Consider the following 25,516-nt stretch of genomic DNA (forward strand, 5'->3'; position numbering starts at 1 on the left):
CTTACCACCCTCCGGGAGTATCACGACTCTATGAGATTCATCGACGAGGAAGGGCGGGTCTTCGGGCGCGTCAACGTCGTCGACGCGCTCGTGGTGGCGCTCGTCGCGAGCGTGCTCGTCGCCGGCGTCGCGCTCGTCTCGGGGGCGGACGAACCGGAAGCGTCCGCAAACGGCACGGACGCCGCGACGTACGCCACCGTGTCGTTCGGCTCGCAACCCGACTACCTCGCGGCCGCCGTGGAGTCGAACGACACGGTCGCCGTCGGCGACGCGACCGCCCGGATCACCGACGTGTACGCCGCTCCCGGCCAGGGCGGCACCGCCGTCTACGCGCGGCTCGCGTTCCCCGACGCCACGCGCGACGCGGGAGCGCGCGCGGCCGGCGAGGAGGCCCTCCGTCTCGGCTCGGAACTCCCCGTCACGACCCCGACCTATCGGCTCTCGAGCCGGATCGTCGCGCTCGACGGCGGGCCGACGCTCCCCGTCGAGGACCGATCGGTCGTCGTCGAGGCGACCACCCACCCGGCGGTCGCCGAGGCGATCGACGCGGGCGACGTATCCCGCGTCGCCGGCCGGCCGGTCGCTCGCGTCGAGACCGTCGAATCGGTCGCGGGGAACTCCTCCAACTCGACCGTTCGTCTCCGCCTCTCGCTGCGCACCCTCGCCCGCGACGACGTCGCCTACTTCGGTGACGCGCCGGTTCGACTCGGCGCGCGGATCCGCTTCGAGTCCGACGCGTACGCCGTGACCGGCACCGTCGTCGCCCTCCCCGACGCAGACGCGGACGTATGACCGGGGATCCCGTCTCGTCGTCCGTGCTCCTCCGGCGGCTCGACCGCGTCCGACGGACCGTCGCCCGCTGGTGGGCCGGGAGCTCGCTGGTCCGCCTCGCCGACCGCACGGGATCGACCGTCGGCCGCTGGATTCGAGGGTCGCGGCTCCACCGCTGGCTCACCGCCGAACCCGATCCGCAGGTGATCGTCGTCGACCTCCGGGAGACGTACACTGTCGGTCCGGTCGTCGCGGCGCTTGACCGGGTCGGCGGGTGGCTCGCACCGCGGTGGCGCGCCTCCCGACCGAGGCGCGCGCTCGCGGCGGGAGTCGAGACGTTCGCCGCCGCACCCGTTCGGCTCGCCGGCCTGTTCGCCGTCGTCGCGATCTGCGCCAGCCTCGTGCGGACGCTCGCCGGCGCTCCGACCGAGATCGCGGTTGGGGCGCACCTCCTCGCGCTCGCCCCGGCGCTCGTCGGCGTCCGCGAGCGCCGCTCCTGGGCCGACCTTCGCGAGAGTCGCGTCGGCCGCGCGCTCTCGGCCGCGCTCGCTCCGCCCGACCCCGACGGCTAGCCCAGCCTGGTCGCCCGCCTGCCGAACCCCCTCGCCAGCGTCCCCTCCTCGATCCTGAGGACCGTCGGACGGCCGTGCGGGCAGGCGTACGGCCGGGCGCACTCGCCGAGGCGGTCGAGCAGGTCCCTCGCCTCCTCCCGCGAGAGGGCGTCGCCCGCCTTCAGCGACGGGTGACAGGCGAGGTCGGCCAGCAGCGCATCGCGCGGGTCGTCCGGCCGCTCGCCCGTCAGGAGCGTGTCGAGGGTGTCCTTCAACGCTCGAGGGTCCGCTACCCGGCCGAGCGGCGCGGGAACGCCGGTCACCCGGTAGGTGCCGCCGCCGAACTCCTCGACGCGGAAGCCCGCGGCGGAGAGCGTCTCGCGGTGGGCGTCGAGCAGGCTCGCCTCCCGCGGCGAGAGCGAGAGCGTCGCCGGCGGGTCGAGCGCGGCGGTCGGCACCTCGCCCTCGACCGCCTCGCGCAGTCGCTCGTAGCTCACCCGCTCGTGGGCGGCGTGCTGGTCGACCACGAGCAGGTCGTCGTCTGCCTCGCAGAGCAGGTAGAGGCCGCGGAACTGCCCGATGACGGTCAGCTCGTCGAAGCGCGACTCGGCGGGGGCGAGCGCCGTCTCCGTGTCGAAGCTCACCGACGCCGCCCGCGAGAGGTCGGCCGTCGAGAGCGCCTCGCGGACGGCCCGTTCGACGGTCCGGGCGACGCGCTCCGGGTCGCGGAACCGCACCTCGGCCTTCGCCGGGTGGACGTTCTGGTCAACCCGGTCGGGCGGCACCTCGACGTCGACCGCCGCGATGGGCGCGCGGCTCCCCGGCAGGAGGCTCCCGTAACCGTCGAGGACGGCGCTGCGGAGGTCGCCGTCGCGGACCGGACGGCCGTTGACCGACAGGTAGACGTGCTCGGGGGAGGCGCGCGTCACGGAGGGGTAACACGCCACGCCCTCGACGCGGACGGCCGGGGCGTCGCTCCTTCCCTCGCCATCACCCCCGTCGGCCCTATCGTCCCTCCCGCCCCCACCGCCGTCGTCGCCGTCGTCGCTCGCCTCGTCACCTCCGCCCTCGACGGCGGCGAGTTCCGTGCTCTGTCCCGCCACGGTGCGGTCGTAGACGGCGAGCAGCGCGTCGACGCGCTCGCCCGTTCCCGGCGCGGAGAGGACGGTCCGCTCGTCGTGCGTGAGCCGGAAGCGGACGTCCGGGTGGGCGAGCGCGTAGCGCGAGACGGCGTCGCTGATGCGGGCGAACTCGCGCTTGGGCGTCCCCAGCGACTCGCGGCGCGCCGGCACGCGATCGAAGAGGTCGCGCACCTCGACCGTGGTCCCGACGGCGTGGCCCGCTGCCTCGACGCCCGTCCCGCCCTCGCCGACGGTGACGCGCGTGCCGCTCGCCCCCTCGCCCGCGGCCCGCGTCGTCACTGCGAGGTCGGCGACGGACGCGATGCTCGGCAGGGCCTCGCCGCGGAAGCCGAGCGTCCGTACGCGCTCCACGTCGTCGACGCCCGAGATCTTGCTCGTGGTGTGGCGCTCGACGGCGAGCACGGCGTCCTCGCGGCTCATCCCGTGGCCGTCGTCGGTGACGCGGATCAGGTCGAGTCCGGCGTTCTCGACTGCCACCTCGACGCTTCCCGCGCCCGCGTCGAGGCTGTTCTCGACGAGTTCCTTCACGACCGATGCGGGCCGGGTCACCACCTCGCCGGCGGCGATGCGCGCGACGGTCGCCTCGTCGAGTCGTTCAATCGTCGCCATCGAGCCTCCGTTGCAGGTCGTGCAGGTAGGTCAGCGCTTCGAGCGGGGTCATGTCTGCGATGTGTAGTCCGCCTATCTCGGCTTCGAGCGCGGATGTGCCTTGCGGCTGTGGCGGTTCGGCCCCCTCGCCGGCCGCGTCTCCGGTCGCGCCGTCGGCCGGATCGTCGGGTGCCTCGTCGCTCGCACTGCCGGCGTCGCTCCCGACGCCGGAGCCGTTGGCGCGCGCGCGTCCGTCGCGCGCCGCCGAGTCGCGATTCGGGCCCGCCCCTTCGCGGTCCTCTTCGCCGGCGAACGCCGCGAGCGTGATCGCCCCGTCGCCGCCGTCTCCCGGCTCCTCGTCGCCCGGGAGGCCGTCCGCGAGGAGCGCGCGCGAGCGCTCGATGACCGTCGGTGGGACGCCCGCCAGCCGGGCGACCTCGACGCCGTAGGAGGCCTCCGCCGCCCCCTCGACGACCGAGTGGAGGAACGTCACCTCCTCGCCGTCGCGCTCGACGGTGAAGTGGAGGTTCGCTACGCCCTCGCGGTCGGCGGCGATCCGGGTCAGCTCGTGGTAGTGGGTGGCGAACAGCGTCGTCGCGCCGACCGCGTCGTGGACGAACTCCGTCACCGCCCACGCGATGGCGCGCCCGTCGGCCGTGCTCGTCCCCCGACCGACCTCGTCGAGCAGGACGAGCGAGTCCTCGGTGGCGTGGTGGAGGATCTCCCTGAGCTCGGCCATCTCGCGCATGAACGTCGAGTGGCCGCCCGCGATGTCGTCGCTCGCGCCGACGCGGGTGAACACGGCGTCCGTCACGGGGAGGCGCGCCCGCCGGGCGGGGACGAAGCTCCCCACCTGCGAGAGCACGACGATCAGCGCCACCTGCCGCATGTAGGTGGACTTCCCGCTCATGTTCGGGCCGGTGATGACCGCGACCCGCCGGTCGCGCAGGTCGGCGTCGTTCGGGACGAACGCCTCCTCGGTCGTCTCGACGACGGGATGGCGGCCCCCCTCGACGTGGATCCCCTCCGCGCCGAACTCGGGGCGGACGTAGTTCCGCGCGACGGCCACGTGCGCGAGGGCTGCGAGCACGTCGAGCTCCGCGAGCACGCCGGCGACGCGCTGGACGCGCGCTGCCTCCTCGGCCACCTCCGCGCGCACCTCGGCGAACAGGCGGTACTCGCGGGCGTCGGCGCGCTCGGCCGCGCCCAGGATCTCGTCCTCGCGGCGCTTCAGCTCCGGCGTGTAGAACCGCTCCGCGTTCTTCAGCGTCTGCCGGCGCGTGTAGTCGTCGGGGACGCGGTCGAGGTTGGGGTTCGTCACCTCGATGTAGTAGCCGTGGACCTCGTTGTAGCCGACCTTCAGCGAGTCGATGCCGGTGCGCTCGCGCTCGTCGGCCTCCAGGTCGGCGACCCACTCGCGGCCGTCGCGCTCCGTCGCCCGCAACTCGTCTAAGTCCTCGTCGAACCCCTCGCGGATGACGCCTCCCTCGGTGATCTCGATGGGCGGCTCGGGGTGGATCGCGCGGCCGATCAGTCCCCGCACGTCCTCGAGCTCGTCGAGCGCCGCGCGGCGCTCGACGAGCGGGTCGCTCTCCGCGTCGGCGAGGGCGGCCTTCACCTCGGGCACCGCGTCGAGGGTGTCCTTCAGCGCGCGCAGGTCCCGGGCGTTCGCCCGCCCCCGGGAGACGCGCGTGATGAGCCGCTCGACGTCGTAGACGTCCCTGAGCAACTCGCGGACCTCCTCGCGGACGAGCGACAGCCCCGCGAGTTCCTCGACGGCGTCGTGGCGCGCCTCGATCCGCTCGCGGTCGACGAGCGGCCGCCTGAGCCAGTGGGTGAGCTCCCGCCGCCCCAGCGCGCAGGAGGTCTCGTCGACGACGCCCAGCAGGGTGTGATCGTCGCCCCCCTCGCGGTTCTCGAACACCTCGAGCGAGCGGAGCGCGGTCGTGTCGAGTCGCATCCCCTCGCGCGGATCGTAGCGCGCGATCCGCGTGAGGTACGCCAGTCCCCCCGCTTCGACGCCCTGGGTGTACTCCGCGTAGGCGAGCAGTGCCCCCGCCGCGCGCACCTCCGCCGCGTCGCGGAGGGCCTCGCTCGCGCCGTACGCCTCGACGCGTTCGCGGGCGGCCTCGACCTCGAACGCCGACTCGCGGAAGGGCGTTCGCATCCCGTCCACCTCGAAGTCGTGCCCGAGGTCGGGCGCGGCGATGACCTCCGCGGGAGCGAAGCGGTCGAGTTCGTCCTGCACGACGGTCGGCGACGCGCTCGTAACGCGGAACTCGCCGGTCGAGACGTCGATGAACGCGACGCTCGCGCGGTCGCTCTCGGTCGAACCCGCCAGCGCGGCGACGTAGGTGTTCCCGCCCGCTGCGAGGAGTTCGTCCTCCAGCACGGTGCCCGGCGTGACGATGCGCGTCACCGCCCGCTCGACGACGCCCGACGCCTCCGAGGGGTCCTCGATCTGGTCCGCGATCGCCACCCGGTAGCCCGCGTCGAGCAGCGCCTCGACGTAGGGGGCGACGTTGTCGATGGGGACGCCCGCCATCGGGTAGGTGCCCGTCGAGTCCTCGCGCTTGGTGAGCGTTATCTCGCAGACGCGAGCGGCCTCCTCCGCGGCGTCGCAGAACAGCTCGTAGAAATCACCGACCTGAAACAGGACGAGCGCGTCGGCGTACTCCTCGGTGAGCGCGAAGTACTGCGACATCATCGGCGTCAACTCGTCGCGGTTCGCCGCCATCTTCGCGGGCGGCCCGGTGACCGATTCCATGTCCGGACACGGGCGACGGAGGTACAAGTGTTGTGCGTCTCGGGTGCTCGCCCGACGGCCCGATCTGCGTTCCTCTCAGCGCAGCCACGTCGTCAGGATCGTCCGCGTCAGCCCGAGCGCGTACCCGAGCCTCGGCTTCTTGGTCGTGCCCGCCTGGCGCTCCTCGACGGTGATGGGGACCTCCCGGATGCGGAGGCCGTTCTTCCGGGCCTCGATGATGAGTTCCGGCGCGCTGAACCGCTCCTCGGTCAGCGTGAGCCGCTCCAAGTCCGAACCGCGGATCGCGCGGAACCCGTTTGTGCAGTCGGTGATGTCCGCGTCGGTCAGCGTGTTGACGAGGACGGTGAACGCCCGGACCCCCGCGCGTCGAACCGTGCCGTTCCCCGACTTGTCGACGCCCTTGTGCCGTGAACCCATCACGTAGTCGGCCTCGCCGTCGACGATGGGACGAACCAGCCGCTCCAGTTCCTCGACGGGATGCTGTCCGTCGCCGTCCATCGTGACGACGATGTCCGTGTCCGCCTGCGCCGCGATCTCGAAGCCGGTCTTCAGCGCGCCGCCCTGTCCCTGATTGACGGGGTGTTCGACGACCATCGCGCCCTCGATGCGGGCGCGCGAGGCCGTCGCGTCGGCGGACCCATCGGAGACGACGACCGGAACGACGTAGTGGTCGAGCACTACCTCCGGGAGCGACTGGACGACCGTTCTGATGCTCTTCTCCTCGTTGTACGCCGGGATGACGACGTGGATAGTGGGTTGGTTACCGCCGTCCGTGTACGTCGTTCGCTCGGCGGCCATCTTGTCGATCGAGAGCTGCCGGGTTAGCTCGCCGAGCTTTCCGCGCGTCTCCCTGAGCGTTCCGAGAAGGTAGAGACAGAACGCGATGAAGCCGAGGTTTCCGACGAGCAGCATGGTGACGACCCGATTCTCGATGTCCAGGGCGGCCCCGACGACGTCGTACACCGTCGGGAAGAACCCGACGAGGAAGATGCCGAGCGCGATCGTACCGGCGATGTACAGGTCGATCTTCACGAAGCGCCGCCGATACCGCAGAACGCCCCACAGTAACACGAGGCTGGCCACCGCCAACAGGAACAGGGACTGAGTCGATACCGTCACCATTTCGATTCACCCATCGCTACTCTACTCCCGATATTCAGACCCATTATCATTCCATTTCAACTCATCTAATATAATGCTTATCTAGAGCTGAAATATAGTAAGAAAACTGTTTATGTACGGGTGCGTTATCATTCGACTGACAGCCAGAGGTGCGTCTCCAGGTAGGCGTTCTCGACCGACGGATCCTGCGGCGGGGGCCCGCGGTAGAGCAGGAAGACCAGTCGCAGTCGTCCCGTCGTCGAGGGCGCGTACGTGACCGTTCCGCGCGTCGCCTCGTCGTGCGCCAGCGAGACGTCGAACCGATCGACCTCGCGGGTCGCCGTGACGGTCGTCTCGTTCCCGTCGCTCCGAACGCGCTGCAGTTGGACGACGAGCGTGTACCTCGTGCGCTCGTGTTCGTGGTTCTCGACGCCGACGATCACCGATCCGCGCTCCCCGCGAGTGAGGTTGGTGTCGTAACCGTCGGCGACGAGTTCGCCGTCCTCGCCCTCCGTCAGGAGGTAGAGCTCGGAGTACTGATCGCTCTGTTTCGGCGACACGAGCGCGTACGTGACCCCCGACATGGCGATGAGCACGCTCAGCGCGAGCAGGACGTTCAACGCTCGATCGGTTCGCGTGTCCGCCCGCAGCGGGCCTGCCCGGAGCGATCCGTACCACTCCCGGTACGGGACGGCGAACCGTTCCTCGGGGGGCAGTCGAGCGCGCCGCCTCGCGGCGACCGCCGTCGCGGCGATCGTGACGGCGCTGACGACGAGGAGGATCGGGACGAGTCGCACCCCGAGGGGGGTGAAGTTGAGCACGAGCGCGAGCATCGGGACGACCGCCACGCTCGTCCCGATCGAGAGCGCGACGCGCGCGACGCCGGTGATGCCGTCGCCGTCCTCCGCCGACTCCGGGGCGCGCTCGGGAAAGAGCGCGGCCACGAGGGCGTAGCCGGGAACGAACAGCACGAACGCGAGCGCGAGAACGACGCGTATCGGGGTCTCGCTGAGCACCGGGGCGACGGCGAAGACGTCGGCGAGGAGCGTCAGTCCGACGACCGCGACCAGATCCGCCGGGAGTTCGCGGATCGGACGCGGGACGAGCAACCTGAGGGACATTGTATTATGTCTATCGTGCTTGGATAAAAACGCCCCTGTCAGTCCGCGGTCGGTTCCTCGTTCGTCGCGTCGAAGCGACCGGCGTCGTCGAGGACGCGCTCGGCGATGGCCGTAGAGAGGCGGCCGGGGGCGAACGCGGCCCGCTCGTACGCCCGGGTGAGGGATCGAAGCGAGTCCGCCTCGTCGTCGGAGACGTGGTCCGCGCTCTCGGCGTAGAACTCCCAGTGCGTGCGTCCCTCGTCGACGTCGGCGCGCCGTGCAAGGCGTTCGCGGACCGCGAGGTACGCGGCGACGACTCCCTCGTTGGTCTCGCCGCGGTCGATCAGTTCGCGGGCGCGTTCGAGCGAGTGATCCGTCCCCTCCACCTCCCCGATCGGCTCGCCGGGCTCCTCGTCGCGCTCCTCGATCGCCTCGTTCACGCTCGGCCGCTCCCGATCGGACTCCTCGCGCCGCCGCCGCACGGCGTACCAGGCTCCGAGGCCGAGCGCGGCGATCAGGCCGGCCGCGACCGGCGCGAGGTCGGCGAGCCAGTCCTCGGCGGTGCCCCGTTCGATCCGCGCCCTCGCCTCGGCGGTCTCGAGGTTCTTCCCGCTCCCGTCAAAGAGCGCGCCGAGGACGAGCGTCGCGTCGTCGCGCTGGGACTCGGAGATCGGGACCGTCCCGGAGAACGTGCCGTTCTCGTCGGTCCGAACCTCGGTCGTCGCGGTGCCGTTGATGCCGAGCAGGACCGTCTCGTTCGCGACTGAGCGGCCGTCACCGGACGTCAGTCGGCCGTCGACGGCGACCGCGCTCTCGTTCACCCGCGAGGCGTTGATGACGAGCGAGGTGTTCGTCGGCTCGACGGCGAGCGTCGTCGTCGCGTTCCCCGGCGCGATCGCGCGTCCGGGGCGTGAGGCCGTCGCGACGACCGGCTGGTCGCCCGCCGGGACGTCGGCCGGCAGGCGAACCGTCGTCGCGAACGACCCGTCGTCCGCCGGCATCCCCTGAGCGACGACCTCGTCCCCGATCCTGATCGCAACGGGGACGCGGACGCCGCGGTCCTCGACGCTGACGCGCCCGGCGACGGTGACGTTCGTGCCGAGCGAGGCGGTATCGGGCCGCCGCTGGACGGTGACGTTCGGCTCGACCTGCTCGACCGAGATCGGGATCGAGTCCGTGGAGTTGAAGTACGGCGACCCTCGCTTCGGCAGGTACTCGATGCGCACGTCGCTCGCGTTCGACGGGATCTGCGTGGGTCGGTACTCTATCTCGAAGGCCCCGTCACCGTCGGTCGTCGTGTCGTAGGTCCGGTTGCCGACGCGCAGTCGGATCTCCTCGTCCGCGACCGCGGTCCCGTTCTCGGCCGAGAGGTCGCCGCTGATCGCGAGGGGGTCGGTGAACGACGCCTCGTCGCCGTCGCCTTCCACGTCGAGGGTCGTCCCGACGAACGACGTCTCGCGGACCTCCTCCTGGCGCTCCGTGATGTTCTCGGCGACGTTCGTCGTCGCGCGCGACGTCGTCGAGAAGTTCTGACCGGTCTGCGATCCGAGCCGGTCGTAGCCCTCGGTCGCCTGCCCGGCGTTCTCGTTCACGTTCTCACTGATCCGCTGGAGTTTCCGCGCTAGCTGCCGCGCGCGCGTCTCGTTACCCTCCTCTCGCGCCTCGCGGTACTGCTCCAGCGTCCGGTTGTACTGCGAGGCGCCCTGGGTGACCTCGCGCTGGTTCTCCCTCGTGCGCTCGTACGTCCGGGTCGTGTTCGTCTCGCCCGAGACCTCGATGAGTCGACTGAGTTCGCTGTCGTACTGGTCGCCGAGGAGCCGCTCCGCGCTCTCGTACTCCCCCTCGCTGAGTCGGACGGAGCTCTCGGCGAGGCGATCGGAGAGCGAGTTCACGAGGTATCGCTCGACCTCGCTCATGTCGCCGTCCCCACTCGCTTCGTTCGGGTTCTCGTGTCGCGTCGTCTGCGTCGAGTTGTCGGCCTCGTCCTGCTGTAGCGGGGCGGTCGCCGCGCCCGGGCCGGCGGCTCCGGCCGCCGTGGCGAGGACGAGCACTGCACACAACGCGAGCGTCAGTCGGGTCACTACGGTTCACTCCGCGCCCACGGCAAATGTATTTTATTCCCGAGTTCACCAGTAGATTCAAACATTGGTAGTTAGTTGTAATTACATGGAATTCACTCGACGGTACTGGGCGGCCGTCGCGCTCGCGGCCGTCCTCGCGGCGTTCGCCGTCGTCTCAGGCCGCGTCTGGCCGCTCGTCGTCGGCGTCCTGATCTGTGCCTGGGCGATCGCCCAGCAGGTCGCGTTCGTCCTCGCGGTCGGTCGCCTCGACGACGCGCTGACCGTCGAACAGTCGATCGACGCGGACGTCGTGACCGACGCCCCCGTGACCGTCTCGCTCGCCGCCCGTACCGACCGCGAGACTCGCCTCGACGTTCGCGTCGAGGCCGATCCCCCGGTGACGGCCGACGCCGACCCCGACCGGGACGTACGCCTCCCGTCGGGAACGACCGAGGCTGAGACGGCGTTCGACGTCGCGTTTCCGGTCGCAGGCCGCGCGACGTTCGACGCGCCGACGGTCACTGCGACCGGTTCCGCCGGGCTGTTCCGGACCTCGTTCGCCCACGGCGAGCCCGTGACCGTCGAGGTCGGGTCGCGCACCCCGGAGGAGATCCACGTCGGACGCGGGAGCGCGGACGTCGGCGTCGCCTACGGCGAGCACCCGGGACTCCGTTTCAGCGCCGGGACCGAACCGGCGGGCGTCCGGGGTTACGTTCCGGGCGACGCGGCCCGCCGGATCGACTGGAAGGCGACGGCGCGCCTCCACCAGCTACAGGTCCGGGAGTTCGAGAGCGAGACGACGCTGTCGACCGTGTTGCTGTTCGACCACGGCTCCTCGACCGGCGAGGGGCTCGCCGGCGAGACGAAACTCGACTACCTGCGGGCGGTCGCCCACAGCATCGTGGACTACGCGGTGCGGGCGGACGACCCGGTCGGCTGTTACACGGTCGACGATCGGGGGATCACCTCCCGCCTGTCGCCGGGGACGAGACGGGAGTACGTCGAGACGATAGAGCGGCGGCTCGACGAACTCACCGCCGCGGGTGATGGCTCGTCGACCGCGACGGCCGTCCGTCCGCTCTCCGCCCGGCGCGTCCCCGTCCTCGACGGCGCGTTCGGACGGACGATCGAGGCGTACCTGTCCTCGGGGGTCGTGGAGACGGCCGACCGGCCGCTGGTCGCCGCCGCGGGAACCCTCCGATCGCGACTCGGCGGCGGTCGCGTCTTCGTCCTGACCGACGACGCCGATCGGTCGGCCGTCCTCGACACCGTCCGATCGCTCGTCGGCGGGGGCATCGAGGTGGTGGTCGTCCTCGCGCCGACCGTCCTCTTCGGTCGGCGGACGATGGACCGGATCGACGCGACCTACCGCGAGTACGTCGAGTTCGAGCGGTTCCGCCGCGAGCTCGATCGGCTACACGACGTCACCGCGTTCGAGGTCGCGCCGGGCGATCGACTGCGAACCGTCCTGTCGGCCGCCCCGAGCCGGCGAGGTGGAGCCCGTGCGTGACCGGTTTCCCCCGCGCGATCGGTGGTCCGCGCTCGGCCTCGCGGGGATCGCGACGACGGCGGTCGGGCTCTCGGTCGCCGCCCCCGTCGGACTGTTCGCCGGCGCGGCGCTGTGCGCGACCTGGTTCCTGACCCGGTTCGGCGCGGTGGCGTTCGGGGCCGTCCTCGCCGGCGCGCTCGTCCCCGGGACGGTCCCGCCGGGGCCGTCCGGGGTGCTCGTGATCCTCGGCCTCGCCGGCGCGCTGGCGGGCGAGCTCCGCGACGCGGCCGCGCCGGCCGAGGCACTCGTCGCCTTCGGGGCGCTCGCGCTCGTCGCCGCGGGCGTTCCGACGCTCGCCGCGCAGTTCCCGCTCTGGCAGACCGCCTCAGGGACCGCCGTCGTCGTCGCGATCGTCGCCTACGCGCTCTACCGCTACGAACTGGTGCGCCTCCGACTCGTCGAGGTGGACGCGTGAGCGTCGAGGCGGACGGGGCGACCGACGCGCGGGGCGGCGATCCGACCGACGCGGCGGACGCGGAGGAACTCGCCGTGCGGGTCGAACTCCTCGCCGCCGAGAACCGGCGGCTCCGCGAGGCCTACCGCGACGCGATGCGGACGCGGTACCGACAGACCGCGATCGCGTTCGGCGCGATCGGAGCGCTCGCCCTCCTCGGCGGGGCGTTCTTCCCCGGGTCGCGGACGGTCCTCTACGCGCTCGGCGGAACCGGCGTCTTCGCCGGCGTGCTCACCTACTTCCTCACGCCCGAGCGGTTCATCCCCGCGCGGATCGGCGAGGCGGTCTATCGGACGCTGGCCGACGACGTGGCGACGATCGTCGGCGAACTCGAACTCTCGAACGAGCGGGTGTACGTTCCCCGCTCCGGCGACGCCCGGTTGTTCGTCCCGCAGTTCGCGAGCTACGACGTCCCCGCCGACGAGGACCTCGACACCGCGTTCGTGCTCGCCGGGCGGGGGGAGGAGCGCGGCCTCGCGCTGACGCCCACGGGACTCCCGCTGGCGGAGTTCTTCGAGGACACGCTCGACCGCTCGCCCGGCGACGCGGCCTCGCTCGCGCCCCGGCTCGCCTCGGCGCTCGTCGATCAGTTCGAACTGGTCGAGCGCGCCGAGGCGGACGTCGACGCGCGCCGGGGTCGCGTCAGCGTCGGGGTCGCCGGCCCGGCGTACGACCCGGTCGACAGCTTCGACAACCCGATCGCCTCGCTCGTCGCCGTCGCCGTCGCGCGGACGCTCCAGCGGCCGATCTCCCTCTCCGTCGTCGAACCGGACGACGAGCGGTACGACGCGCTCGTCGTCTGTTCGTGGGAGGCGGCGGAGGACGAGGCGGCGGGCGACGGTTCGCCGTCGAACGCGGAGGCGGGGACGAACGCGGACGCGGAGACGGACGGCGCGCGCTGACCGTCGGGCGGCCGTCGCTCACTCCATCGGTTCGACGACCCGCTCCCCGGCGTCGAGCCCGTTGTGGCGGTCGAGCGAGACGCTCCCGGGGGGATCGACCCGTTCGAGGAGGTCGGCGACGACGTCGCTCTCCGTCGCCTCGCTCAGCTCGGCGTCGGTGTGGAGGATGAGCCGGTGGGCGATCACCTGGTGGGCGAGGCCCTTCACGTCGTCCGGGATGACGTACGACCGATCCCGGAGCAACGCGCGCGCCTTCGACGCGTTGAGCAGTGCGAGCGACGCGCGGGGGGAGGTCCCGTGCCGGACGTCGGGGTGGTCGCGGCTGGCGGCGATCAGGTCGAGGACGTACTCCTTGACGGGGGGCGCGACGTAGACGTCGTCGAGGCGTTCGCGGTACGACCGCAGCTCGTCGGGCGACGTGATCGCCTCCACGACCTCGGGGCCGAGCGTCGGCTGCTCGTCGAACTCGTCCAGGATCTGTCGCTCCTCGTCGCGCTCGGGGAGGTCCATGACGAGTCGTTGCTGGAAGCGGTCGCGCTGGGCCTCCGGGAGTTCGAACGTGCCGACCATCTCGATGGGGTTCTGCGTCGCCACCACGAGGAACGGATCCGGAAGCTCGAGCGTGTCCCCCTCGATCGTCACGCTCCGCTCCTGCATCGCCTCGAGGAGCGCGCTCTGGGACTTCGGCGTCGCGCGGTTGATCTCGTCGGCGATGAGGACGTTCGCGAACACCGGTCCCCGGTGGAGTTCGAACTCCCCGGTCGCCTCCCGGTAGATGTGCGTTCCGGTGATGTCGGCCGGGAGGATGTCGGGGGTCATCTGGATGCGGTTGACGTCGAGGCCGCTCGCCCGGGCGAAGAGGTTCGCGACGGTCGTCTTCGCGACGCCGGGCACCCCCTCCAGCAGGACGTGACTGCGGGTGAGGAGTGCGATCGCCAGCCCCTCGACGACGTCAGTGTTCCCGACGAGGACCCTCCCGACTTCCGACTGGAGCTCCGAGTAGAACTCCGCGGGATCGCGCGTGTTCATCCCTTCGGGGTTAATTTCGAGAGGACTTAAACCTTATATAAACTGAACGGAAACCTTCTCGAGTAGGAGAGTTATCCGTCGCGTCGTTCGACGACGGCGTCCGCGACCCGTTCGACGCGCCGTTCGTCCCACTCGGGGTGAGCGTCCGCGAGGTACGCGACAACCTCGCCGCGGTCGAGTCGTATCGAGGCGGGGTCCGGCCGCGAGCGCGCCAGCCCCAGTTCGGCCGCGAGGTCGGCGACGACGCCCCGTCCTCGCAGCGTCGGCCACCGCGCCCACGCGCCGACGAGGCCGACGAGCAGCGTTCCGAGGGCGACCTGGAGCGCCGCCGACTCGCGCAGCGCGAGGACCGCGACCGCGAGCGGCGGGAACCGCTCCGCGTGCGAGAAGTCGAGCGCGACGCGGTCATGCTCCGCGAGGAGCGCCGCGACGAAGGCCCGGTTTCCGGGGCGGTCGAGCATCGCGTTGATGAGCGCGCTCGCGTCGCTCACGACGATCACGCGCCCGTCGCCGATGCGCTCGCTCGTCGCGACGGGGTGACTCTCCATCGGCTCGCCCTCGTCCGGTCTCTCGTTCCCGTTCGCGTCGAGGTAGCCGTACCCGGAACTGGAGACGAGCACCGTCGCGCCGTTCGGCCGCAGCACGGTTCCGTAGTTGAGGGTGAGGTTCTCCGTCCCGACCGCGGATTCGTTCGAGACGTTCGTCGCGACGGGGAGCGCGGGCGAGCGGTAGTGGTGTTGCTCGTCGCGAAGCGTCCGGCCGTCGACCCGCGTGCTCGCGTTCAGCGAGGCGAGCAGGTCGTTCCCGTGCGGGCCGAAGTCCTCGGCGACCACGAGCGTCCCGCCGCGCTCGACGAACGTGCGGAGCCGCGCGCTCTCGTTCGTCTCGTAGGGCTCGTCGGGCGAGAGCACGATCGCGACGGTCCCGTTGGCCCGGAGTCGGTCGTACTCGGTCGTCGAGCGGACGACCGTCGGCTGCGCGTCGGCCTCCTCCGAGAGCGTCCTCAGCTCGCTCGCGCCGTTCCACCCGAAGTTGTAGAGTCCGAACGACGCGCCCGAGGTACCCGCGGCGGTCCCCACGCCGAGCAGGACGACGAGGGCGAACGCGAGCAGCGCCGCGCGCGGCGGATCTATGTCGAGGTCCACCGTCAGACCACCCCCTGCGGGAGGAGCGCGAGCACCCGCCGCACGACCAGGTACGCGAACGCGACGAGGCCGAGGACGACGAACCAGCGCAGGCGGCGTCGCCACGCCGTCGTCGCGTTCACCGGCGCGGTCACCTCGATGAGCACGAGAAAGCCGAGATACGAGAGGACGAACACCAGATCGAGCGCCAGCGCGCCGAGCGCCGCGAGGACTACGATGACGCAGAGCGTCCACGCGAGGTGCCCCGAGACGAATCTCATCCGTCGAGCCGTAGCCATACCTTTTCATCAGGCGCATCCAATACGAATCTATCGGGGGGCGACCGGCGGGACGGCGAGTCGGACCGACTTTACGACTCCCGCGCGCAGGGCCGACCATGTGGCCCTGGGGACACCTCGCGCTCGGATACCTCTGCTATCACGTCTACGCCCGTCGGTCGGGCGAGGCGGTGGACGCGAGCGCCGTCGCCGCGCTGGCGCTCGGGACGCAACTGCCCGACCTCGTCGACAAACCCCTCGCGTGGTCGCTCGGGGTCCTGCCCGGGGGCCGGTCGCTCGCCCATTCGCTCCTCTTCGGGGTCGGCCTCGCGCTGGCCGCCGTCGCCCTCGCCCGCCGGTTCGACCGCCGCGACCTCGCCGCGCCGCTGCTCGTCGGGTACGCCTCGCACCTCCTGGGCGACAGCGTGGCACCGATCATCGAGGGGGCGTTCCACGAACTCGCGTTCCTCGCCTGGCCGCTGCTCGCCCTCCCCGAACCGTCCACCGAACCGAGTTTCGGCGCGCACGTGGCCACGATCGGGCCGTCCCCGATGCTCGTCGTCGAGTTCGCGCTGGTGGGACTCGCCGCGGTCGCGTGGCTCCGCGACGGCAAACCCGGCTGGGGTGCCCTCCTCACCGTCCTTCGTCGTACCGCCTCGGCGTCGAGTCGATAGCGGGGACGAGCCGACCCCCCTCGAGCACGAGCGCCCGGTCGAACCGACGCGTGAACTGGGGGTCGTGGCTGATGACGACGAGCGCGGTGTCCAGGCGCTCGTGCGTTCTGAACAGCAGTTCGATGACCGCCTCGGTCGTCTCGGGGTCGAGCTGGCCGGTCGGTTCGTCGGCGAGGACGACCGACGGCCGGTTGGCCAGCGCGCGGGCGAGCGCGACGCGCTGTCGCTCCCCGCCGCTGAGCGACGGCGGGTACTGCTCCGAGACGTCCTCGATGCCGAGGTCGGCGAACAGCTCGTCGAGCCAGGCGTCGTCGACGTTCCCGGCGTGCTCCTGGGGGACGCGCGCGTTCTCCCGGGCGGTGAGGTCGTCGAGTAGCTGGAAGTCCTGGAAGACGAACCCGATGACGTCGCGCCGCAGTCGGGCGCGCTCGGCCTCGCTCGCGGCCGAGACGTCCCGCCCGTCGACGACGACCGACCCCGAATCCGGCGTCGCGAGGAGTCCGAGGACGTTGAACAGGGTCGTCTTCCCCGACCCGCTCTTCCCCCGGACGAGCAGCGACGCGTCCCGGGGGACCGAGAGCGAGAGGCCGTCGAGCACCGCCGTCCCGCCGCGCCGGACGACGAGGTCGGCCGCGGTGATGATGGGTTCGCCCACGGGTACTCACTCCCCCGTCACGGTGCTAAAGGGTTCGGCTCGCAGCCCTCCCGACCGGCGACGGCGTGGAGCGGGTCGGGTCCGCTGACGGCGTACACCACGTCGCCCCGGGCGAGCCAGCGATCGTAGGCCGATTCGTCCATCGGCAACATCCGCGGGAACGCCTGCGCGCCGACGGTCGTCCACGAGCGCTGGGCGATCACCGTGCAGTTCGGCGGGGGGGCGTCACCGCGGAGCCACTCGGCGACCGCGCGGTCGGTCGCGGACGTTCCGGTGTACTTCAGCGCGACGTACACCACGTGGTTGTCGCCGGCCCAGCGGTGTGGGACGCGCTCCGCGGCGAACGTCGCGGCCTCGAACTCCGCCGGGTAGGTGATCGCCTGGTAGGGCTTCGTCCGGTGTTCGGTGTAGGGAAACGGGGCCGTGGCGAGGAGCGAGACGACGAACAGCGCCGCGACGGCGACGCCGACCGCACGCCGCCGGTTGGCCGTCGCCCGGGCGACCGTCACGCCTGCGAGGACGAGCGCCGCGAGGTGCATGAACGTCTGCGAGCGCGTGACCATCCCCTGGTAGTCGACGGTCATCCCGGCGGTGAGTCCGATGCCCAAGACGGCGAGCGGGGCGAGGAGGAGCGCGAGCGTCGGGTTCTCGGGCGTCCGGGCGGCCCGCGGGAGCCCGCGGGCCGCCAGCGCGACGACGACGACCAGCGGGGCCATGAACGCGAGCAGCAGCGGGGGCGTCGGGACCGACCCCGGGTAGACCGGCCGCAGCGCGTTGAGGACGAACACGCCGACGCCGCCGACCGCGACGACCGACGGGGCGGCGCGCCGGAGCCGGTCGCTCCCCGTCGTCAGCCAGAGGGCGAGCGCGACGACGAGGATCCCCCAGGCGAGCGAGAGTCCCGGGGAGTCCGTGAACCGGCCGATCTCGGCGAGCCCCGCGACCTCGTAGTAGCCGATCGCGTAGGCCCAGAACCCGACGAGGAGGGCGGCGGCGGCCCCGAGAGCCGCGGCGTTCGCAGCACCGCGAGCGCGAGGAACGTCGCGAGCACCAGCCCGCCGATCACCGCGCTCAGGTTGTGGGTGAACGGGAGGAGCGCCGCGAGCGCGAGCGCGACGCCCCACCACGCGCGACGACCCGTCGAGAGGGCGCGAGCGAGCGCGAGCGCCAGCAGGGCGACGAAGGCCAGCCCCTGCACCTCGGCGTTCACGGTCGTGGTCCGCCAGAGGTAGAGCCCCTCGACGGCGAGCCCGCAGCCGGCGGCGGCCGCCGCGACGCGCCGGTGCGGGCGGGGCACCCCGACCGATCGGGCGAGGTCGCGCGCGAGCGCGGCGGCGACCAGCGGCGGTACCGCGCCGAGGACCGCGACCTGGACCTGGACGACGTAACGGGGCGGCACGCCGGTGACCGCCGAGAGCGCCGCAAGCAGCGACGTGAAGACGTACTCGTCCGGCGCGGGGACGAAGTCGCCGGTCGCGGCAGGTGGCCGGCCGCGAGCGCGGCGCGGGCCTTCCCCGCGAACACGAACCCGTCGGGGTTGAACGGCAGCGGGCTGAACGCGAGCGGCACGAGTCGGACCCCGACGGCGAGGCAACACACCGCGACCAGCAGCAGCCCGTCCTCGCGGTTCATCCGTCCCCCCCGAGCAGTTCGGCGGGCGTCGCGCGCGCGAACCGGCGGGCGACGACGGCGGCGCTCGCGACGGCCAGCGCGAGCGCGACCAGCGCCGTCCCGCCGAGGACGACCGGGTCGGTGACGACCGTGAACCCGACGCCGAAGACGGTGAGCGCGCCGAGCGCGCCCACCAGCGCCACCAGCGACACGCCCGCGGCGACCGCGAACAGGCTCGCCGGGATCGCGAGCACGAGCGCGTCGCGAAGCACCAGCCGGAGGAGGCGACGCGGGGACATGCCGGTCGCCCGCCGGACGCCGACCGACCGCCGTCTGGCGTGGACCGCCCCGGCGAACGCCGCGGTCGTGCTCCCGATGGACATGAACGCGCCCTGCGCGACGATCGTCCCGAGGACGACCCAGAGGTTGCCGAAGCTCCGCTCGACGATGCTCCCGGCGTCGCTCCCGGCGCTGTACCCGCTACTCGCCAGGGCTCCCGCGAGCCGCCGGTCGCCGGTCACCTCGTACCGCTGCTCGGCGACGACGGCGTCGCCGACCCGCAGCGACACCGCGTAGGTCCCCGGCGGCTGACGCGACAGCGGAGCCTCGAACGTCGTTCGCTCGCCCGGCGCGAGTCGGACCTCGCGCGCCCGCGTCCGCTCCGGACCCTCCACCCGGACGCTCCGGGTCACCGGCCGGTCCCACGGGTTGACGAGTCGGACCCGTGCCGTCGCCGACCCGAACGCCTCGGTCGATGGGGAGACCCGCAGCGTCGCGACCGGCTCCCGCGTCGCGTTCTCGGAGACGGTGACGCGGCGGCTGGCGGTCGCCCCGTCCACGTCGGCGGCGAGGCGGTACGTCCCCGGCGCGTCGGGGGCCGCGAGGGTCGCGCTCCCGTTTCCGTCGGTCGGCGCTCGGTCGCCGTCGAGGGCGACGGTGGCGTTCGAGGCCGGCTCTCCCGCCGCCGTCCGGACGCCGACGGTGAACGTCGCGCCGGGAGGAAGCCGCTCGGGGACCCCTTCGATGCGCGGCGACTCCTCGTCGACGACGGCGAGTCGGGTCCGCCGGTCGGCGGCGGTGAGGTTCCACGTCCCCGGCGGCGGCGAGGGGAGCGCGACGGTCACGGTCGTCCGCTCGCCAGGGTCGAGCGTCACGGTCCTCGATCGCTCGGCCGATCCGGCGGCGACCTCGACGGTCCGGGTCGCCGTGTCGTCGCCGACGTTCTGCAGCGAGACGTTGACCGGGACGGGCTCGCCCGCCCGGACCCGGTCGGGGGCCGTCACGTCGAGCGCGACGATCCCGCTCGCGTTCGCGAACGCGGCCGACGGGTCGGAACCCACGCGGATCAGGTTGACCGTCCCGCTCGGGAGGTCGCGCAGGTATCGCGCGGTGTCGAGCGGGACGAGCAACTGGTCGTCTCCCAGCCCCTCGCCGGAGTAGACGCCGGTCACCGTGACGGTCGTCAGGCCGGTCGCCGTGCTGCCGCCGAGGAGGATCGACTCGCCGACGCGCACGTCGAGCCGGTCGGCCAGCGACTCGCCGACGATCGCCTCCCCCGGTCCGTTCGGCGGCCGCCCCTCGACTAGCCGTCCGTCCGACACCGCGGCGTACGCGGTGTAGTTCACCCCCCTGCCGAACACCGGCTCCCCGTCCACCATCGTGAACAGGAGGATCTCGGGGCTCGCCTCGACGCCCTCGGATCGGAGCACCGTCGCGTGGCGCTGGTCGACGTGGCTCGCGACCGGGTGGATCGCGTCCGGCTCGGTGATCGTCCCGCCCGTCGCGCCGATCGCGGTGAACGTCGCGCCGACCGTCCCGACGAGGACGACGAACGCGACGAAGACGGCGAGCGAGCCCGCGGTCGGGAGGAACGCCCGCGGGGAGAGGAGCCGGAGCGAGAGCGCGCCGCCAGAGCGCGCCGCCCCTCCCGACGCGCCGTCCGGGAGCACGGAGCCGCGCAGGGTGGACCGCGCCGCCAGGTAGCCGGCGACCGCCCCGACGACCGCGACGCCGACGACCAGTCCGGCGACGAGCAGGCCGGCCGTCGGCCCGAGCGCGAGGTCGAGCGCGACCGGGTAGCCGAGGGTGAGCGTGAGGTTGACGAGCGCGTTGGGCACGACGACGCCGAGCGCGTACCCGATCGTCCCCCCGACGGCCGCGAGCAGGCCGGCGCGCGCGGCGAACAGGCGGGCGAGGCGACCGGGCGACGCGCCGGTCGCGTAGAGCGCGCGGAGGTCGTCGCGGCGGTCCCGGACCGACATCCGCGTGATGCTGCTGATCAGGATGCCCACGACGACCGTCCCCCGCGGCGGCGACGGAGAGCGGGACGAGGAGCTGTCGGGCCCCGACGACGAAGAACGCGAGCGCCCCCCGGAGCGGGACGCCCGAGGTCGGAACGCCCCCGTCGGCGGTGCGCAGCGCGACGGTCCGGGTCACCCCCAGTCGCTCGACGGTCTCGACGTCGGTCACGTACCACTGCGGGGAGACGATCGACCGCCCGGCGCGCGGGCGAACGGTCAGCGTCGCCGCCCCGCGCTCGCCGACCAGGCGCTGCCGGGTCAGGTTCTCGGTCGGGCCGAGCGCGCCGTCCGCGGGCGGGTCGGGCAGCCCCTCGACGCTCGCGTTCGCGGGGACGCCGACGACCGTCACCCGCTCGCCCGAGTCGAGCCGCGCCGCCGCGAGCGGGAGGGCCGTCCCGTCCCCGGGCGAACCGTCGAACTCGGCGACGAGGCTCGACTCGTGCTGGTCGGCGAGCGCGACGGTCTGGGAACTCACGCCCGTCAACACTACCACCGTCGCCACGAGGAACGCCACCGTCACGGCGATGACGACGACGGCGAGCCGATCCCGCCGCGACCATCGGACGAGGAGTTCCCGGCGGTAGCTCACGTGCCTCTTCCTCGCATTTGAATGCGATACGAAACGGTGAAACATAAACTGTGGAGGTAGGGAGAAAAAGGTGGGACGTACGGGCGCGAACGGACGACGCGCGTCCAAAACTCCGGGGAAAGCCCGCGATCGACGCTGTGGGGGCTACTCCACGGTGACGCTCTTCGCCAGGTTGCGGGGTTTGTCGATGGATCGGCCGAGCATCGCGGCAGTGTGGTAGGCGACGAGCTGGAGCTGGACGTTCGCCAGCACGGCGGCCGTCCGGGGTTCGCTGGTGGGGATCCGGAGGACGTGGTCGGCGTAGCGCTCGACGTCGGACTGGCCGTCGGTGACGGCGATGACCGGCGCGTCCCGCGCCTCGACCTCCTTTACGTTCCCGATGGTCTTGCGCGCGAGTTCGCCGTCGCCGGTGACGACCGCGAAGACGGGCGTGTCCTCGGTGACGAGCGCGAGCGGGCCGTGCTTTAGTTCGCCCGCGGCGAAGCCCTCGGCGTGCTCGTAGGTGATCTCCTTGAACTTGAGCGCCCCCTCCAGCGCGACCGGGTAGCACAGCCCCCGGCCGATGAAGAAGAACGCCTCCGAATCGACGTACTCCTCGGCGACCTCCCTGGCCGTCGAGCTGTCGAGGACGGCCTGGACGTTCCCGGGGAGGTCGCGCAGCGCGGCGATGGCGTCGCGCTGCTCGCCGTCGGTCGTCAGCGCGAGCATGGTGAGCGCGACGACCTGCGCGGCGAACGTCTTGGTGGCGGCGACGCCGATCTCGGGACCGGCGCGGACGTAGAGCGTCTGGTCGCACTCCCGGGAGACGGTCGAGCCGACGACGTTCGTGACCGCGAGCGTCCGCGCGCCGCGGCGGCGGGCCTCCCGGAGCGCGCTCAGGGTGTCGGCCGTCTCGCCGCTCTGGGTGACGCCGACGACGAGGTCCTCGCCGATGGGCGGCGGCGAGGTGGCGTACTCGCTCGCGAGGAACGCCTGCGCGGGGATGCCCGAGCGCTGGAGGAGGTGCGCGCCGCACAGCGCGGCGTGGTAGGAGGTGCCACAGGCGACGAACTGGACGCGCTCGGGGTCGAAGTCGACGTCCAGGGAGACGCGTCCCTCCATCTCGTTGACCCGCCCGCGGAGGCACTGCCTGAGCGCGCGGGGCTGCTCGTGGATCTCTTTCAGCATGTAGTGCTCGTAGCCGCTCTTGCCCGTCTCCTCGGGGTCCCAGTCGACGGCGTGGACCCGCTTGTCCACGAGCGCGCCCGCGCCGTCGGTGACGCGCCACCCGTCGGCGTCGATGACGGCGAACTCGCCGTCCTCGAGGTAGACGACGCGGTCGGTGAACTCACGGAAGGCGGGGACGTCGCTCGCGAGGAAGTGCGCGTCGTCGGCGATGCCGAGGACGAGCGGCGAGTCGTTGCGCGCGGCGAACACGCGGTCGACGCCCGCGACGACGACGGCGATGGCGTAGCTCCCGTCGAGCTGATCGACGGCCGCCCGGATCGCCGTCTCGGGGTCGTCGCCCGCCATGAGGCGCTCCTCGATGAGGTGGGGGACGACCTCGGTGTCGGTGTCGCTCTCGAACTCGTGGCCCGCGTCCGTCAGACGGTCGCGCAGTTCCTGGTAGTTCTCGATGATGCCGTTGTGGACGACGGCCACCTCGCCCGTGCAGTCGCGGTGGGGGTGGGCGTTCTCGTCGGTCGGCGGGCCGTGGGTCGACCAGCGCGTGTGTCCGACGCCGACGCTCCCGGTGAGGTCCTCGTCCGCGTCGTCGAGGGCGGCGCGCAGCGCGTCGAGTTCGCCCGCGCGCTTCTCCACCCGCACCTCGCTTCCGGAGAGGGCGACGCCCGCGGAGTCGTACCCGCGGTACTCCAGCTTCGAGAGGCCGTGGACGAGCGTGTCGAGCGTCGCGCCGCCGCGCCCGGCGCACCCGATGATGCCACACATTATCGGATCACCCGCGCGTTCGCCTCGATCCGGCCCTCAGCGACGACGCCGGTGCCGAGCCGAGCGTGCGGCCCGACCAGCGCGCCGGGGACGCACGTGACGCCGCCGCCGGCGCGGACGCGGTCGGCGAAGACCGCCCCGAGGCGCTCGTGGAACACCGAGTCGCCGACGTGCACGTCTGCCGGGCCGCCGGGGACGGTCGTCCCCGCCCCCAGGTGGACGTCCTGTCCCGTCACGCAGTCGAGCAGCGTCGTTCCGGGACCGACGCGCGTGTCCGTGTCGAGGACCGAGCGCGCGAGCGTCGCGTTCGCGCCGACGGTGGTGTTGCGCCCGAGCGCGACGTTCGGGCCGATGACCGCGCCGGCGGCCACCTCGCAGTCGGGGCCGACGACGACCGGCGGCTGGAGGTTGGCGTCCTCGTTGACGCGGGCGGTGTCGGCCACCCAGACCTCGGGGGTGTGCTGGTGGCCGTCGACGATGCCGTGGCGCAGCACCTCGCTCGCGACGGTGAGCAGGTCCCACGGGTAGGTCGCGTCGACCCACAGGCCGTCGGTGCGGACGGCGCGCACGTCCGCCTCCTCGATGAGCCGCTCGACGCCGTTAGTGAGGGGGAGCGCGCCGTTCTCGTACTCGGCGTCGGCGAGCGCGTCGAACACCGAGCGGTCGAAGACGTACACCCCGGCGTTGATGAGGCGGTAGTCGTCGTCGCTCGGCTTTTCGACGAGCGCCGTGATGCGGTCCGTCTCCGAGTCCAGCGTGACCGCACCGTACCGTCGGGCGTGGGGGTGTTCGAGCACGCCGAGCGTCGCCGCGTCCTCGGGATCGGCCGCCTCGACGACAGACCGGGCCAGCCCGGCGTCGATAACCCGGTCGCCGTTGACGACGAGGAACGACCCCTCGACGACGCGCGCGGTCTGCTGGAGGGCGTGGCCGCTTCCGAGCTGCTTCGACTGAATGACGTACTCGATGGGGACGTCGCGGTAGCTCGGCCCGAAGTGATCCTGGACGCGGTCGCGCTTGAAACCGACGACGAGGACGATCCGCTCGATACCCGCGTCGATGAGCGCGTCGAGTACGTATTCGAGGATGGGACGGTTCGCAGCGGGGAGCATCGGTTTGGGGCGGTTGTGGGTGAGCGGGTGGAGCCGACTCCCCTCACCAGCCGCCAGTACGACGCCGGTGTCGATGTCCATGGTCAACCAGCGTCCTACGCCGCCGTCAAAGTTCTGTTCTCTGCCCCCCGCGACGCCACTCGTCACCCGCTGCTCGACGCCGCGGGACGCGAGACGCGCCTAGAGTTCCTCCAGGGCGGCGTAGAACACCGCCGCGAGCGCGAGGTGCTGGCGCATCGAACGCTCGAGCCGACGGACGGCGTCGGCGCGCTCGCTCACTCGATACTCCTTCGTGCGGACCATCTCCCGCGGGGCGAGCACGCCCGACTCGGCGAGTTCGTGGAGCCGGGGGTAGACGGTCCCTGGGCTCAACTGCGTGTCGAACAGGTGGGCGAGATCGCCCATCAGCGCCTTTCCGTGGGTCTTCGATCCCCTGACGCCGATGAGTACCAGGAGTAACTCGTCGAGGTTGTCCTTCACGAGCGTCTCGTCGAAGGCGAACGAGGCGTCCTGGAACAGGTCGTCGAGGACGCTCCGGATCAACCGCCGAGTGCGCGCCTCGGGACCGCGCGTCGACGCCTCGGCCGCGACCGTGACCGTCCGGTCGTCGGCCGCCTGGGTCAGGAGTTCGTCGTACAGTTCGTCGATAGTCACGGAACGTGACCGGTCTCTCTCGTTACCGCCTCCCTGCATGCAACCGCTCGTACGTCACGGGCCATCAATTATAAATTATCGGTAGATTCATAGATTATTGATAGTACTTTATTTATTGATGATAAAAACGTATAAGATGATGTGGGAGTAAGTGGTTGGTACGGTGACGGACGAACAGCCTGTCGAAGAGATCCTGGATACGATCGGCGATCGCAAGGCGCGACTCGTGCTCGCGGAGATCAGTCGGCAGCCGCGCTCGGCCAAGGAGCTGAGTGAACTCTGCGGCCTCTCGCTGCCGACGATCTACCGACGCCTCGACATGTTGAAGGAACACGACCTGATCGTCGGGTTAACCACGATCGTCGAGGGCGGCAACCACTACGAGCGCTACCAGTGTAACTTCAACAGCACGCTCATCTCGCTCGAGGACAGCGAGTACGACGTCAAGATCTACCGCGAGGAGAACCTGCCGGATCGGTTCTCCGAGCTGTGGGACGACCTCCAGCGAGCGTGACGATGCGACCGAGACGCCGACCCGGAGGGGCCCCGTGATCGACTCGCTGCTCACGCTCGCCC

Annotated in this window: 23 protein-coding genes; 8 read left to right on the plus strand and 15 right to left on the minus strand. The window is 71.8% G+C overall.

Annotation, left to right across the window (positions count from 1 at the left end; all coding sequences use genetic code 11):
• Positions 1–30: 30 nt before the first annotated feature.
• Both P1K31_RS15385 and P1K31_RS15390 read left to right on the plus strand, forming a co-directional pair.
• A complete protein-coding gene (locus P1K31_RS15385; protein ID WP_276304208.1) occupies positions 31–792 on the plus strand; it encodes a DUF4330 family protein in 762 nt (253 codons plus the stop codon).
• On the plus strand, positions 789–1,343 hold the full coding sequence (locus tag P1K31_RS15390) for a hypothetical protein (RefSeq protein ID WP_276304209.1): 555 nt from the start codon (positions 789–791) through the stop codon (positions 1,341–1,343). Before P1K31_RS15385 ends, P1K31_RS15390 begins: the two co-directional genes overlap by 4 nt.
• On the opposite strand, the gene mutL is transcribed toward P1K31_RS15390, so the two are convergent.
• The 5 genes from mutL to P1K31_RS15415 form a co-directional block, all read right to left on the minus strand.
• A complete protein-coding gene (gene mutL / locus P1K31_RS15395; protein ID WP_276304210.1) occupies positions 1,340–3,073 on the minus strand; it encodes a DNA mismatch repair endonuclease MutL in 1,734 nt (577 codons plus the stop codon). The two genes, P1K31_RS15390 and mutL, sit on opposite strands and share 4 nt — an antisense overlap.
• Entirely contained in the window at positions 3,060–5,819 is a 2,760-nt protein-coding gene (gene mutS, locus P1K31_RS15400) for a DNA mismatch repair protein MutS (RefSeq protein WP_276304211.1), read from the minus strand. Before mutS ends, mutL begins: the two co-directional genes overlap by 14 nt.
• Before the next feature lie 75 nt (positions 5,820–5,894).
• A complete protein-coding gene (locus P1K31_RS15405; RefSeq protein WP_276304212.1) occupies positions 5,895–6,938 on the minus strand; it encodes a glycosyltransferase family 2 protein in 1,044 nt (347 codons plus the stop codon).
• 131 nt (positions 6,939–7,069) lie between these two features.
• Positions 7,070–8,041: a DUF1616 domain-containing protein gene (locus P1K31_RS15410; protein WP_276304213.1), complete on the minus strand. Its 972-nt coding sequence runs from the start codon at positions 8,039–8,041 to the stop codon at positions 7,070–7,072.
• A gap of 38 nt (positions 8,042–8,079) precedes the next feature.
• The gene (locus P1K31_RS15415; protein ID WP_276304214.1) at positions 8,080–10,101 is read right to left on the minus strand and encodes a DUF4129 domain-containing protein; all 2,022 of its coding nucleotides are present in this window, start codon (positions 10,099–10,101) and stop codon (positions 8,080–8,082) included.
• An 85-nt stretch (positions 10,102–10,186) separates the two neighbouring features.
• On the opposite strand from P1K31_RS15415, the gene P1K31_RS15420 reads away from it, so the two are divergent.
• The 3 genes from P1K31_RS15420 to P1K31_RS15430 are packed head-to-tail and all read left to right on the plus strand — an operon-like array spanning position 10,187 to position 12,985.
• Positions 10,187–11,590 (plus strand): DUF58 domain-containing protein, encoded by a 1,404-nt coding sequence (locus P1K31_RS15420; protein WP_276304215.1) that lies wholly within the window; start codon positions 10,187–10,189, stop codon positions 11,588–11,590.
• The gene (locus P1K31_RS15425; RefSeq protein WP_276304216.1) at positions 11,583–12,044 is read left to right on the plus strand and encodes a DUF8163 family membrane protein; all 462 of its coding nucleotides are present in this window, start codon (positions 11,583–11,585) and stop codon (positions 12,042–12,044) included. The genes P1K31_RS15420 and P1K31_RS15425 overlap by 8 nt, the downstream gene beginning before the upstream one ends.
• On the plus strand, positions 12,041–12,985 hold the full coding sequence (locus tag P1K31_RS15430) for a DUF7982 domain-containing protein (protein ID WP_276304217.1): 945 nt from the start codon (positions 12,041–12,043) through the stop codon (positions 12,983–12,985). Before P1K31_RS15425 ends, P1K31_RS15430 begins: the two co-directional genes overlap by 4 nt.
• 18 nt (positions 12,986–13,003) lie before the next feature.
• On the opposite strand, the gene P1K31_RS15435 is transcribed toward P1K31_RS15430, so the two are convergent.
• The 3 genes from P1K31_RS15435 to P1K31_RS15445 form a co-directional block, all read right to left on the minus strand.
• A complete protein-coding gene (locus tag P1K31_RS15435; protein ID WP_276304218.1) occupies positions 13,004–14,014 on the minus strand; it encodes an AAA family ATPase in 1,011 nt (336 codons plus the stop codon).
• 71 nt (positions 14,015–14,085) lie between these two features.
• Positions 14,086–15,159: a DUF4350 domain-containing protein gene (locus P1K31_RS15440; protein WP_276304219.1), complete on the minus strand. Its 1,074-nt coding sequence runs from the start codon at positions 15,157–15,159 to the stop codon at positions 14,086–14,088.
• Between the two features lie 2 nt (positions 15,160–15,161).
• Positions 15,162–15,437: a DUF8044 family membrane protein gene (locus P1K31_RS15445; protein ID WP_276304220.1), complete on the minus strand. Its 276-nt coding sequence runs from the start codon at positions 15,435–15,437 to the stop codon at positions 15,162–15,164.
• Positions 15,438–15,535: 98 nt separating this feature from the next.
• Here P1K31_RS15445 and P1K31_RS15450 point away from each other — a divergent pair, with 98 nt between their 5' ends.
• Positions 15,536–16,090, plus strand: coding sequence for a metal-dependent hydrolase (locus P1K31_RS15450; protein WP_276304221.1), 555 nt, complete (start codon positions 15,536–15,538; stop codon positions 16,088–16,090).
• Here the strand turns inward: P1K31_RS15450 and P1K31_RS15455 are convergent.
• The 4 genes from P1K31_RS15455 to P1K31_RS15470 all read right to left on the minus strand — a co-directional run bounded on the left by P1K31_RS15455 (position 16,050) and on the right by P1K31_RS15470 (position 20,647).
• Complete coding sequence (locus P1K31_RS15455; RefSeq protein ID WP_276304222.1) at positions 16,050–16,745, minus strand: ABC transporter ATP-binding protein; 696 nt, start codon at positions 16,743–16,745, stop codon at positions 16,050–16,052. The genes P1K31_RS15450 and P1K31_RS15455 overlap by 41 nt on opposite strands.
• Positions 16,746–16,762: 17 nt before the next feature.
• On the minus strand, positions 16,763–17,533 hold the full coding sequence (locus P1K31_RS15460; protein WP_276304223.1) for a hypothetical protein: 771 nt from the start codon (positions 17,531–17,533) through the stop codon (positions 16,763–16,765).
• 62 nt (positions 17,534–17,595) lie between these two features.
• Positions 17,596–18,144, minus strand: a complete 549-nt coding sequence (locus tag P1K31_RS15465) for a hypothetical protein (protein ID WP_276304224.1) — start codon at positions 18,142–18,144, stop codon at positions 17,596–17,598.
• Between the two features lie 229 nt (positions 18,145–18,373).
• A complete protein-coding gene (locus tag P1K31_RS15470) occupies positions 18,374–20,647 on the minus strand; it encodes an ABC transporter permease (protein ID WP_276304225.1) in 2,274 nt (757 codons plus the stop codon).
• Here P1K31_RS15470 and P1K31_RS15475 point away from each other — a divergent pair.
• Positions 20,625–21,266, plus strand: a complete 642-nt coding sequence (locus tag P1K31_RS15475) for a hypothetical protein (protein WP_276304226.1) — start codon at positions 20,625–20,627, stop codon at positions 21,264–21,266. The genes P1K31_RS15470 and P1K31_RS15475 overlap by 23 nt on opposite strands.
• Positions 21,267–21,389: 123 nt before the next feature.
• Here the strand turns inward: P1K31_RS15475 and glmS are convergent, their stop codons facing one another.
• From glmS to P1K31_RS15490, 3 genes are all read right to left on the minus strand, one after another.
• Positions 21,390–23,174 carry a glutamine--fructose-6-phosphate transaminase (isomerizing) gene (gene glmS / locus P1K31_RS15480; RefSeq protein ID WP_276304227.1) on the minus strand — a complete coding sequence of 595 codons (1,785 nt, stop codon included), beginning with the start codon at positions 23,172–23,174 and terminating at the stop codon, positions 21,390–21,392.
• A complete protein-coding gene (locus P1K31_RS15485) occupies positions 23,174–24,367 on the minus strand; it encodes a sugar phosphate nucleotidyltransferase (protein ID WP_276304228.1) in 1,194 nt (397 codons plus the stop codon). The genes glmS and P1K31_RS15485 overlap by 1 nt, the downstream gene beginning before the upstream one ends.
• A gap of 99 nt (positions 24,368–24,466) precedes the next feature.
• Positions 24,467–24,940, minus strand: a complete 474-nt coding sequence (locus tag P1K31_RS15490) for a helix-turn-helix transcriptional regulator (protein WP_276304229.1) — start codon at positions 24,938–24,940, stop codon at positions 24,467–24,469.
• A gap of 163 nt (positions 24,941–25,103) precedes the next feature.
• Here P1K31_RS15490 and P1K31_RS15495 point away from each other — a divergent pair, with 163 nt between their 5' ends.
• The gene (locus P1K31_RS15495; protein ID WP_276304230.1) at positions 25,104–25,454 is read left to right on the plus strand and encodes a winged helix-turn-helix domain-containing protein; all 351 of its coding nucleotides are present in this window, start codon (positions 25,104–25,106) and stop codon (positions 25,452–25,454) included.
• The last annotated feature ends 62 nt before the right edge of the window (positions 25,455–25,516 follow it).

Source organism: Halomarina halobia (assembly GCF_029338575.1).
Taxonomy (GTDB): Archaea; Halobacteriota; Halobacteria; order Halobacteriales; family Haloarculaceae; genus Halomarina; species Halomarina halobia.